This window comes from Alicyclobacillus dauci (genome assembly GCF_026651605.1).
GTDB classification, from domain to species: Bacteria; Bacillota; Bacilli; order Alicyclobacillales; family Alicyclobacillaceae; genus Alicyclobacillus; species Alicyclobacillus dauci.
On record NZ_CP104064.1, the window covers coordinates 4282368 to 4294591 of the forward strand.

General features: G+C 50.8%; 11 protein-coding genes. 6 read left to right on the forward strand and 5 right to left on the reverse strand.

Going from position 1 to position 12224, the window contains the following annotated elements; genetic code table 11:
- Window positions 1-136 precede the first annotated feature (136 nt).
- The gene (locus NZD86_RS21445) at window positions 137-1969 is read right to left on the reverse strand and encodes a PAS domain-containing sensor histidine kinase (protein ID WP_268044083.1); all 1833 of its coding nucleotides are present in this window, start codon (window positions 1967-1969) and stop codon (window positions 137-139) included.
- A 273-nt stretch (window positions 1970-2242) separates the two neighbouring features.
- On the opposite strand from NZD86_RS21445, the gene NZD86_RS21450 reads away from it, so the two are divergent.
- From NZD86_RS21450 to NZD86_RS21460, 3 genes are all read left to right on the forward strand, one after another.
- A complete protein-coding gene (locus NZD86_RS21450) occupies window positions 2243-3073 on the forward strand; it encodes a ParA family protein (RefSeq protein ID WP_268044084.1) in 831 nt (276 codons plus the stop codon).
- On the forward strand, window positions 3070-3402 hold the full coding sequence (locus tag NZD86_RS21455; protein WP_268044085.1) for a hypothetical protein: 333 nt from the start codon (window positions 3070-3072) through the stop codon (window positions 3400-3402). The genes NZD86_RS21450 and NZD86_RS21455 overlap by 4 nt, the downstream gene beginning before the upstream one ends.
- A 126-nt stretch (window positions 3403-3528) precedes the next feature.
- The gene (locus NZD86_RS21460) at window positions 3529-4173 is read left to right on the forward strand and encodes an HAD family hydrolase (RefSeq protein WP_268044087.1); all 645 of its coding nucleotides are present in this window, start codon (window positions 3529-3531) and stop codon (window positions 4171-4173) included.
- 4 nt (window positions 4174-4177) lie between these two features.
- On the opposite strand, the gene NZD86_RS21465 is transcribed toward NZD86_RS21460, so the two are convergent.
- Window positions 4178-5851, reverse strand: coding sequence for a putative bifunctional diguanylate cyclase/phosphodiesterase (locus NZD86_RS21465; RefSeq protein ID WP_268044089.1), 1674 nt, complete (start codon window positions 5849-5851; stop codon window positions 4178-4180).
- A gap of 221 nt (window positions 5852-6072) precedes the next feature.
- Here NZD86_RS21465 and NZD86_RS21470 point away from each other — a divergent pair, with 221 nt between their 5' ends.
- Together NZD86_RS21470 and NZD86_RS21475 are read left to right on the forward strand one after the other, a co-directional pair.
- Complete coding sequence (locus tag NZD86_RS21470) at window positions 6073-6399, forward strand: hypothetical protein (protein ID WP_268044090.1); 327 nt, start codon at window positions 6073-6075, stop codon at window positions 6397-6399.
- A 65-nt stretch (window positions 6400-6464) separates the two neighbouring features.
- On the forward strand, window positions 6465-7697 hold the full coding sequence (locus NZD86_RS21475; protein ID WP_268044091.1) for an MFS transporter: 1233 nt from the start codon (window positions 6465-6467) through the stop codon (window positions 7695-7697).
- 112 nt (window positions 7698-7809) lie between these two features.
- Here NZD86_RS21475 and NZD86_RS21480 read toward each other — a convergent pair whose 3' ends face one another.
- Window positions 7810-8781 (reverse strand): P1 family peptidase, encoded by a 972-nt coding sequence (locus NZD86_RS21480; protein ID WP_268044093.1) that lies wholly within the window; start codon window positions 8779-8781, stop codon window positions 7810-7812.
- A 164-nt stretch (window positions 8782-8945) separates the two neighbouring features.
- A complete protein-coding gene (locus tag NZD86_RS21485; protein ID WP_268044094.1) occupies window positions 8946-9380 on the reverse strand; it encodes a uridine kinase family protein in 435 nt (144 codons plus the stop codon).
- Between the two features lie 374 nt (window positions 9381-9754).
- Here NZD86_RS21485 and NZD86_RS21490 point away from each other — a divergent pair, with 374 nt between their 5' ends.
- Window positions 9755-11266: a M14 family zinc carboxypeptidase gene (locus NZD86_RS21490; protein ID WP_268044095.1), complete on the forward strand. Its 1512-nt coding sequence runs from the start codon at window positions 9755-9757 to the stop codon at window positions 11264-11266.
- Between the two features lie 121 nt (window positions 11267-11387).
- Here the strand turns inward: NZD86_RS21490 and NZD86_RS21495 are convergent, their stop codons facing one another.
- Window positions 11388-12221, reverse strand: coding sequence for an ABC transporter permease (locus NZD86_RS21495; protein WP_268044097.1), 834 nt, complete (start codon window positions 12219-12221; stop codon window positions 11388-11390).
- Window positions 12222-12224: the final 3 nt, after the last annotated feature.

A 12224-nucleotide genomic window follows, 5' to 3' on the forward strand; every position in this document is an offset into this window, starting at 1 on the left:
TTCTGAATGACGGCAAACTGGAGAAAACCTACTCAAGAGCCCGGGATCGCCTGAATCCAAGGTCCGCACGACACAGCAGCGTCGCCCGCCCCGCCACCGACGTTCCTTTGGAATACAGCCACCGTGGCCATTACTGTCAGATTCCTTTATGCCTTGGTAGTTGAATCGTCACGGTCGTTCCCATACCGATTTCACTATCCCATGTGATGCGGCCGTGGTGGGACGCTATGATACGTTGGCAAACCATAATTCCAAGACCCGTTCCACCCGCTTTGGTCGTGTAAAACGGTTCCCCGACGCGCTTCAACATCTCGTCGTCCATGCCACTTCCCGTATCTCGAACAGCAAGGAAGACGGATTGCTTTGCCTCCCACGTGGAAATGTAAACAGTCCCGCCATCCGCCAACGCGTCGATGGCATTTTTCAGTAGATTGACGAGAACCTGACGAATCCGATCCGGCTCGCAAAATAGTTTCGCATCGCGATGGTTAAATGTAATGTTCAAGTTAACACCATGCAAAATCGCTTGTGATGAGAGCAGCGCGTAAACACTTTCAACGAGATCGCCGATGTCGGTGGGCTTGAACTGTGTGAGGTGCGGACGAGCAAATGCCAACAATTCTGTTGTGATGGTTTCGATCCGCTCCAGTTCAGCATGCATGATGTCCGTATACTTATGCATCGTCTCAGGATGTCGAACAGCCAATTGGACAAACCCCTTTAATGCCGTTAGCGGATTGCGAATTTCATGTGCAATGCCAGCGGCCAATTCGCCCACAACAGAGAGCTTTTCCGACCGGAGCAGCAAATCTTCCGATTGGCGTTGCTGAGTGACATCCCGAAATACGATGACAGCACCCGTCACTTCCTCATTTTCTTTCATCGGGGACACAACATACTCTGCTGAGAACCATGTCCCGTCCTTGCGCCAGAGAATGTCGTCCCGGATCTTCCGAACGTGGCCCGTGTGAATGGCCTCGTAAGTCGGGCAGCAGCTAAAGTCATGAGGTGACCCGTCACGATGAGTGTGATGCATGTAGTCGTGTAAACGCGTCCCGATGATTTCATCCGGGGCAAACCCCGTCATCAATGAAGCCGCATGATTGAAGAAAATAGTACGTCCGTACCGATCCACTCCGCAGATTCCTTCCGCGGCAGACTCTAAAATGGACTTGTTTTGTAAACTAAGGCGCTTGAGGGCATCGGCAGCCTCCCGCTGGTCAGTAACGTCTCGGCAAATTGCATACATACCGACCACATCGCCATCAACGATGATGGGAACCGTCCGAACTTGAACCCGAACAATCTTCCCCTGACGATGGCGGACATTGACTTCGTACTCTTCGGAAAGGCCCGCCCGCGCGACAGCGAATGCTCTCCGAATCTTCTGCGAATCACGTGTGGACAGAAAGACATCGACAGGCACGCCCTTTAGCTCATTCGGATCATACCCGACAAAGCTGGTTGTCACCCAGTTTGCATCGACGATAGTCCCGTTCAGATCAAAGTGGATAATCGCATCCGTATTGTGCTCGAAGAGGGATCGATATCGCTGCTCGCTTTCCCGACGCGCACGTTCCACCCGTTTTCGTTCAGACATGTTGCGGATGATGCCGCGCATGCCGACGGGTGCACCATCGTGATCGAGAATCAATGTAGCTGAGGCTTCAAGCGTCAGAACTTTCCCGTCGTTCCGTTCGAATTGGAACTCATGCGCCCGTCGTGGCTGTCCGGTACTCCATACGTACGAAAACAGATGAAGCAGCGATCTCGCCTCCGAGAACGACACGTGCTTCATATATTGATGCCCAGACAATTCGCATTCTGGCAAGTTGAGAATTTCACTTAGTGAGGAATTGAGTAAGACGAGTCTCGCCCGTGAATCCACTTCGTAGTATCCATCGTAAATGCTTTCCAGAACATCGCGATGCACTTGCAGATTCTTCTCGTTGCGAATCAGCGTACTCATGATGTACGCGCCCCTTGCGATGTGAATTTTGCCCTTGGTTACCCTGTCGTTGAAATCTATTCTTTTAAATGTTCGGTCATATTCTGGCATGAAACTGAGTAAGGAGTCAATTCTCGACAGTCACTCTTTGAGTCCAGGGAACATGATTCATAAAGCCACAATATAAACTGTACATACATATCCCTATAAATACATACATAAGGCAATATAGAAATATAAAAACGGATATTCATCTCTCAAAGGGCAAAATATGCTAGAATGTGGCGGAAGGGAGTGGGCAAGTCATTGTTCGACGAGACGAAGATTCTGTATTTTGGCATCCAGAAAGGCGGAGCCGCGAAAAGCACGACCGCTGCTGCAACTGCCCACATTCTGGCACGGCGTGGATGGCGTGTTCTCGCTGTCGATTTAGATTCGCAAGGCAACCTCACGAATCTTCTCAGCGACGTTGATGATATATATGAGTTTACTGGCAAAACGGCACTGGAGGCCATGAAAGCAATTGATGAACCAGGAGAGTCCATCGTCAAGAATTATGTTCACCAGGTAGGCGAGCGGCTTGACCTCATGCCCAGCGAGGATTTCATGGCCACACTGTCGCGATGGTTGTACAGAGAATTCGAACACTACCATCCGGGCCGCAATCCCGGCCTCGTGTTGAGCCTAGCGCTAGAAAAAATTTTAGCAGTCAGAGACTATAACTTTGTCGTGATAGATTCCCCACCCAGTTTAGGCGACCAATCGATAAATGGCATGGCTGCGGCGACACATGTTGTTTCGCTGTTTGAACCCAGTAAGTTCTGCCTCGACGCTCTCCCACGCTTTTTCGAAACGGTTTTTCACGTACGCAATCAGTTGAACCCGAAATTGCAGGTGGCCGGGATACTGGCGACGATGGTTGACAAACGACGGTCTGATGCCAAACTCTTACTGGAAACACTCAGTGAAGATGAGGTATACGGCCCCATGCTTTTCTCTTCCCGCGTGTACCGTCGAGCCGCGACAGGCCGCTTAAACCTTCAAGGATTTGCAGCAAACAGTGAATTGCGCCCAGCCCTGAAGGAATACGAGGATTTTGTGGAGGAGCTGCTGACCCGACTATGAGCGATTTGAAAGGCAAACTTCAGCAACGATTAATTCGGTCCCGTTCTGTTCACCAAGAGCTCATTCAGCCCATTAGCGATGAACAGGGGACGACAGCAGAGTCCCATCCAAAGGTCGAAGCGAACCCGTCACCTGGGCCAGGACGTCCTCGTAAACTGAAGCGAAAAGTGACTACACTTTATTTCGACGAAGACTTGGACAAAGCACTCGAGTTATTTCTCATGCGGCAGTACATAGAAACAGGAACAAAGACGAGCAAAAGTGAATGGATCCGCCGTCTCGTGGAGACATCCTTGCGAGATCATAATGCTTGGCCGCTCCAATCATGACGGACTGAGACGGACAGACCAGTGAAAGAATGTTATCGACGTGGATTATAACGACCAACCTGTCCAACTATCCCCTTATGTGGGGAACGTTAGACACCGCTGGTAAGCACGTGAAGGAGGCACCCTGTGGCTGTACTTATCTTCGATCTCGACGGTACCCTGATCGATACCGGACAACTCGCGATCTCAGCCTATCGACGAGTTCTAATCAATTACGGCTATACGCCAGACGAACTCCCAACAGATGAACAGATACTTAAAACATTTGGTCTCCCGGACACCGAGATTTGGTCTACTCTAATGGCAAAGCACTCAGACCCAGCATTGCACAGATTAGCCTTTCGCGAGTCTGGCGACCTCATTTATGCAGACATGGAACAGAACGCTGTGTTGCTGCCCCACGCTCGAGATGTTCTCGTAGCGTTGAAAAGACAAGGCCACACACTCACAACAGCAAGCAACTGTGGCCAACAATATCTTGATGCCGTACTGGACACACAAGGGATACGCGAGTTTTTCGATTCACCCCTTTGCCTGGAGACGGTCAAAGGAACCAAGAAATCTGACATTCTGCGCGAGCACCTGACCCGTTATGATCGGGAAGATTGTGTGATGATCGGTGACCGATCGACGGATCGCGACGCAGCGGTGGAAGTGGACATGGCTTTTATCGGCTGTAACTTCGGATTTGGTGATCGGACTGAGCTCGCAGGAGCGGAATGTATCATTCAATCGCTTCCGGAACTTGTCCAGTATATGAGCAACAGGTGACGATTTAGACCGTGAGAAACTCGTCTTCAATGGCTCGCTCATCGATGGGCCTGGAGACGAAATAACCTTGTGCAAAATCGCACCCTTGACCACGCAGGTAGTCAAGCTGTTCGCTTGTTTCGACACCTTCAGCGATGACTTTCATCCCAAGGTTATGAGCCAAGTCGATGATGGCGTTGACGATGTTGCTCAGTCTTTTATCAGTTAACATGCCGGATACAAAGGACTGGTCGATCTTTAAAAACGTAGCCTCAAATTTCCCGAGATACGCGAGCGACGAGTAACCTGTACCGAAATCGCCAATGGCTATGGACACGCCCAGTTCAAGTAATCCTTTTAGCACAGAGGAAACTTCCGGCGAGTTGTCCATGAGCATCCGCTCTGTGAGTTCGATGACTAAGTACTCCGGCGCCATTCCCGTCTCCTGCAGCACATCTTGGACGAGCTCCAGCATATTTTGCAGCTTGAACTGCTGAGGCGACACGTTGACCGACACCTTCATTGGCGTGTAACCTTGCTTTTGCCACGCTTGGTTTTGGCGGCAGGATTCCCTCAACACCCATTCTCCAAGTTCGGAAATCAAAGGTGTTTCTTCTGCAATTGGAATAAATTTGCTAGGCGGAACAAGACCCAGTTTAGGATGGTACCAGCGAACGAGCGCCTCGACTCCCATGACTTCCTGGGTTGCCACGTTGATTTTCGGTGGATAGTGAAGAATCAGTTGACCTTTCTTGATGGCCACCTTGAGGTCAGCCTCTAGTTCCATGCGCTCTTCAGCAACATGTTGATTGATGTCGCCGTAGAACTGAACTCGGTTTCCACCTCGTCCTTTCGCGCCGTACATGGCAAGGTCTGCGTGGAACAGCAGGGAATCACAATCCATCCCATCGTACGGATACATGGCGATACCAATACTCGGCGTTAGCGAGAATTGACGACCACCAATTTGTAATGGTTCATCAAACTGACGAATCAACTGCTCCGCGATGACTTCTGCATCTGCCTTCCCTTGAACGGGGGCAAGAATGGCAAACTCGTCACCCCCGAGACGGCAAAGCAGTCCCTGTGAAGGAACATCGCTGTGCAGTCGATTCGCCATGTCTCGTAGAGCGTCATCGCCAAGAACGTGCCCTAAGGAATCGTTCACGTTCTTGAACCGATCCATATCGATAAAAAACACAGCGTAACGGGTCTTCACTGGATCAGTCTCATCCTGCCCGATCAATTGAGTCAGTTCTTCCATAAACTTGCGTCTGTTTGCAAGCCCTGTCAGGGAGTCATGATAGGCAAGGTAACGAAGTTTGTTTTCAGCAACCTTGAGGTCCGAAATATCTTTCGCTACACACAAAATACTTCGTTCACCGTCGTCCTCTATAACAACGTTCGTAGTGTGTACGGGGAGATCCGACCCATCGACCCGGATGAACCGCTGTTCCAGGACCGGCGTACCTGTCGGTTCAATACTGCCGGCTTCTAGAACCGCTATGCGTTGACGAGTTTCTTCTATTGAATCCGGGTGAATGAAGTCAAAGATAGATTGGCCAATGAGATCACCCTGATTACACCCCATCATGTCGGCTGTACCCTGATTGGCATACAGAATGACCCCATGGCGGTGAACCACAATGGAGTCAGGGATCAAATTGAGTAACATCTCGTACTTTTGTTGCGTATCCATTTGTCACCCCTGGTGTATTGGTGTGCCATTGATTGGGCGAACGCTGAGCGAATACATATCCCCATTCCCCATTTTACTCCGATGAACGTACCGTCCAATACCCACAACATGTAAAATTGTGGCGAATAATGCATTTATGTACCTATTCGACATCCCTTTCGAAGGCACTTGAGTGAAAATTCCGTCAAGTAAAAGGAGTGAGTCTATCGACCCGGTAATATATGAGAATTAGAGACACATTACTGACTATGCAGAATGCAAAATACACTTTACCCGTCCATGTATTCAGTCCGCTTCAAGGTACTTCGTTCGAGTACGCATGCACCATAGCGGCGCTGCTTGCGGGCGCCGTGATTGGCTGCCTCACACTGCGCCGGGTGACGAACTGGATGCGCCCGAAGGTCATCCTCCAGCTTGGACTGATTTTTCTCGGACTGGCAGTGGGTCTCATTGGCGCGCTTGCAATTTGCGGAGGGCTGATCTATTTCGTCCCGATTCCGGACGAAAAATTACTAAATTTTCACGAGAACTTAGTGGAAAACAAGTAGAAACGGAATGTTCAATTCGTAAGATAGTACAAAAGTGAGAAAAAGGGTGACGTCCACTGGAACAAATGGAGAAGTATCCGTCGCGGTCAGTACAGTTGCTTGCCATAGCAGGCTTAGGCAAAAACGTCGGCTTTGGGGTCAACAAAGTGTTTGTCGCAGCTGTTCTGCAATCCCTGTCCTTGTCAGCGTCCATCATCGGGATCGTACTTGCACTTGAAGGCCTATTCGGTCTCATCCTCCATCCGACCATGGGCTACCTAAGCGATCACACCCGCACGCGCGGTTTTCGTCGCAAAGTGTACGTTCTCGTCTGCTTACCCGGTGCAGCCCTCTGTTGGTTCCTGTTCTTTGCCTACAATGGCCAAGCAAGCGTGCAAATTTTCCTCATCGCACTGTTTTACGTATTTCAGCAGGCATCCGAAAGCCCATACAAGGCGTGGATGGGCGACATCGTCCCGAAGCCCTATTGGGGACGCGCATCGAGCCACCTCAACATTTGGTGGGAAATCGGAAACCTAATCGCATTTCTCATCATCCCGCTTATCTGGACAACAAGCCACATCGCGTCAATCATACTCACCTGTATCCTCATAACAGGCTCGGGTCTCTGGACAGGCTTGACCGTTCCGGAATCCGTCGTATTGCCCACTTCCGGACACCGGTCACGCGCTGCATATCGTACGCTCGTTAAACGACCCTTTCTCTTCTTTTATCTCAGCCAAGGATTCGCTTGGCTTGCTTTCGAGTCCATTGCATCCTTTTTTACGCTGCTTGTCGTCCATACGGCCCACGGCACCGTGTTCGACTCAGCAATCGGCATGTCCATTTTCACCGTCACTGGCATCATTGGTGCCATATTAACAGGCCGTGTCTATCATCGGGTAGGACCGAGGACACTGATGGGCGTCTCCATTTTCCTGTTTGGTCTAGTTTCGCTATCCGCCTTTGCCATCCACAGTGTGGATTCCATATTTGCACTGGTTGCCATTGAGGGCGTATTTTGGGGAACGAGCTTGACCGCTTCATTTGCCTACGTGGGCGACTTACTACACGCCATGACGCATGACGACGAAACCGAGGGTCAAGTTCGTGGAACAGTTTACGGAGTGTACAATATTATGCAGGCAATTGGCCTGCTGATCGCTGGGCCAATTGGTGGCGCAGTCATCACCCTTACGGGTGGGAAGAATGAAATGGTGACGATATTGACATTGCTTGCAGGCATCCTTGGTGCCGTTTGCACCTTGTTCATCCAGACGCGGGAAACACCGGCCGACACTTCGGTCTCCGTGAACTGAGACGAGGTTATAGGGACGAGAACCATATGGCAGGTCGAAGGAGAACGCTTCTACGCAACAGCGGCCTGTCGACTAAAGCTCTCGTCCCTATTCAAACCTCAGGCTGCACGTGTTACTTATCAGAAACGCGATCTCCCCAGGCAGGTAGTCCGCCTGCAGAACGAGCTGCTTTGACGCCGCGGACAACTGCCTCAGCGAGAACCTCCGCTGACAAGGCACCGACGAGATCGACTGCCCATTCCCTCTCACCCGTGGCCACCGCGAAGACGGTATCCCCATCATGCATTGTGTGTACGGGATAAATCGTCCGCGCCAACCCGTCATGGGCCATTTGTGCCACTTTTGTGGCCTGAGCCTTATCCAAGCGGGCATTACTGGCCACAACTGCGATGGTCGTATTCGTACCAGGCAGAGGCCCGTCTGCAGCGGACCCGGTCAAGAGCGCAATGCTGTCGAGCAACCCTTCTTCGTCACCCCTCGGCCCGGCCAAAACTGTCCCGGTGCTCGGATCGCGTACTTCGCCAACCGCATTTACGGCGACGATCGCACCCACAACGAGGCCATTTGGCATGATCCTTGATGCGGTGCCAATACCCGATTTCATGGCGCGCTTGATCCCTGCCAGTTTCCCCACTGTCGCACCACAGCCAGCACCCACATTGCCTTCGCTAACCTTTTCACGAGAAGCATTCATAGCCGCGAGATAGCCCATCTGTTCATCAGGGCGGACGTGGGCGTTGCCAATGCCGAGATCGAACAGGACGGCGGCAGGAACAATTGGCACCTTACCGACCCCGACATCAAACCCGTGGCCTTGAGTCTCCAAGTAGCGCATAACGCCTGTTGCTGCCGCCAAGCCAAAGGCGCTGCCACCGGACAGACAGACCGCATGCACCTCCTGAATGAGGTTGATAGGATGGAGGAGATCCGTTTCCCTAGTACCCGGCGCCGAACCACGTACATCCACCCCACAAACGGCTCCCTGCTCGGTCATGATAACGGTGCAGCCTGTTAGCGCCGTCTCATCCTGGGCGTGTCCGACACGCACGCCTGGTACATCGATAATCGATCCTCGTCTACTCATAGTGAATACCCGCTTCTTTCACTAGTCTCAAGTTTTCAGCGAACCGGACTCATTTTTGTTACAGACGTTTCTCCAACTTACTACAACGAACTTCTCCTACGTCATAGATAGTAACACGAATTGAACTAGCTCCCATTCAATAACCGTATGCGATGGCAGATCGGTTAGAGACTTAACCATCTGTCGCCCTCGTGTAGGACGTTAACCTCGTAATGCGAAATGTCGCCTGTCGTACCTGTCCCATCAATGATCACATCTGCACGCTCACTTGGTCTCTGAAGTTCAATATCAACCATCTGGTCTGTGTCCCAATCGTAGCGCTGATATCTCCCCTGTTCGTCACGTCTTAATGGAATAAGGACCTGTGAGCGCACCCGGTCCCAATCAAAATTCGCACCGATTATATCCGGATTAACGAAGTTTCGTTCTTGTGAAGGCCGGTAAAAGTCATCCATGTGTACAATGGTCACGTTTTCGTCCAACTCGATCATCTTTTCGGCTATGGTACTTTTACCTACAGCCCCGCCACCGTCAATCCCGACGAGGAGTGTATCTCGATTCGTGGGCAATTTATAAAATTTCGATAGAATACTCTGCAATGATGTAACCACCTATGATCACCCAGGGCTTCAATGTAGAATCGATGACTCGGAATGGCAAGTTTGCCTTTTTGCTGGATCTCGCTGTGCAACTTGCGAAGTTGCGGTAGGTACCGCTCTACCACTTTCATCCCCCGCAAGCTTCTTGGAAGATCACTGCCCTATATATACATGTGAATATGAGAATACCAAAACATATAAATAAGAGCTTACATATGTATATAAATATCCGCTGTGTCTGCCTCCTAATTCCTCCATGGCAACCCACGTCCACTAAAGAACAATTCGAAAAAGATAGGAATAGTCATCTCCTGAGCGAATGTAGTGATTACAAATACAGACCATCCAGTCAGTCCCAAAGGAGAGACACCTTCTTGAACACAGCCAAGTTCTTGGGGATTGCCGCGGCCATGTCGCTTCTCGGCGTCTCGATGCCTGCAGTAGCCCATGCATCGGATTCGTCAACGGCAAGTACAACACCTGCGCCCTCATACCAAACCTCGTCTATCTCATTGAATGCAAAAACGATTTCAACTCCTTCCTCGTTTGTTAAGGACGGGACGACGTATATACCCATTTGGTACGTCATGCAAGCCCTCAGTCAAGCAAACATCCAGAACACATGGAACAATGGCGTCTGGAGCATCACCATCCCAAGCAACATCACATGGGATGAAACCAACCTTCCGGCCAATAATGCAAATCAACCGTCTATTACAGTAAACGGTAAACCGGTTATCAACATGCCCACTGTCGCGGCTGTCGATCCGGCTTCTCACGCCATGACAACTTACGTTCCAATTTGGTACATGCAGCAAGTGTTGCCGCGTATTCAAGTCCAAACAAACTGGGATGGCCAGCATTGGAGTATGACATTGGATCAGTCACAATTTGGCCAGAGTCCCAGTCCAACCGTGCATACTATTTCACCTATCGTGAATCCCAACCGAAAGTATACATACACAGATATGGAAGCGGACATTCGGGCCCTGGCTAATCGCTATCCGGACCTCGTGCACACAAAGGTGATCGGTCAAACGGCATACGGGCGGAACATTGACGCGGTATCTATTGGAACTGGGTCCGCGACGGCACTCGTCACCGGATCGTTCCACGCGAGAGAATGGATCACGACGAATCTCGTCATGTACATGATGGACCAGTATGCCCAGGCGTACGAGAGAAACAGTACCATTGACGGCAATCACGTCAAAGCAATTCTGGACAAAACGACCATGTGGTTCGTACCCATGGTGAATCCGGACGGTGTCACGCTAGAACAATCCGGATTGTCTGCATTTCCTTCCTCAGCTTGGGCGGGTCTGAAGCGGATGAACGGTGGATCGTCCAATTTTACGTCCTGGAAAGCGAATGCGGAGGGAATTGACTTAAATCGGCAATTTGGCGCGGGATGGTCTGGTATCTATTTCGATCCCGTCACGCACCCATGGTACGAAGACTACAAAGGACCGAAGCCGTACGATACGGCGGAGGTAAAGTCTCTTTTAGGCCTTATCCAAGCCATTAATCCGCAAATGCTCATCACGTACCACGCTTCAGGGGGCCTCATTTACTGGCAGTATAAAGTGACGGGGACACAACTGCTGGTGGATCAAAATTACGCCAAGCAATTGTCTGGTATAACAGGGTATCCGCTTGTTCCAATTAGCCCCAACCCCTCTGCTGGCGGATTGAACGATTGGTGGACAAACTACATGCAACGCCCGGGCTATACGATCGAAGTTGGTCCGCCCTGCGGCGCAAATCCGGTTCCCGTATCCTACTTCAACAGCATTTGGAATCGCGACAAAGTGGACGGGCTGTTCATTGCTATCCGAAGCGCTTCGCTCTATCCGAGCCACCAAAGTATTCAGCTCAAATACTAATATTACAGTAAGTGCATGGTGGGGCTGTCTCTAAGTGTGCCAGCTTTTGAGACAGCCCCTTTAACACAGGTCCACCGACTCGAACACTCTGCTCGTCAGCCTACATTCCACTCGCCTAACCTCAGGTGATATCGCGCCTGCTGAAGCGGTATACACCAAAGCTCAAACACGCCGCGATGTAACACACAATATAGATCATAAAAGCTCCTGACGGAGAACTCGATCCGCTCGCAAGCAAAGACAGCGCAAGCATGTTCCCGCTGAGCACGTCGAACATCATCCGGTGATAGGCGGGATCGGTTGGGATAAAGAGGCCAATCGTGAATCCGGTGGACGACAAAGATTGGTTTATCCCTGGTATGTTCTCCAAAAATCCGCCGATCAGGCCGATTCCAAAGAGAATCGTCAAGGCGATACCGCCTGTTAACGGAGACAAATAGATGGACGCAAACATCGAGAGGGTGACTAGTACAAGTGGAATCAGTATCATGACGAGACACCCCCGCACATCGTCCGCGCCATGCAGGATAAAACCTGTAGTGAAATGAGCGACGAGCAGGATGGCCCAATACAGGATCAGGGCAAAGAGGATGGACCACGCCGCGTAGCCAATCCATTTGCCGAGATAAATCCGCCAGCGAGCGATGGGACGTGCCATCACACTGAGGAGAACGCCGCTCTCCAACTCGGACGAGATCGTGCCAATGGTGGAAAAAATGGACAAGAACGCGACCATAAAGTTGGTTAAGTACAGTCCAATGGCCACCATCGTTGCAGACACGGTGTACTGCTCTAAAGCGTTCGTCTGAAAGCCGATGTCGTATGTCTTCGTGTGGAACGATCGGTAGCAGATATACCAGTACAATGCTAGAAACAATAATGACAGTACAGCTGTAACCACGAGTACTTTACGGGACAAAATTTCTTTCCATGTAATTCGAGCGATTGTCAGCAAACC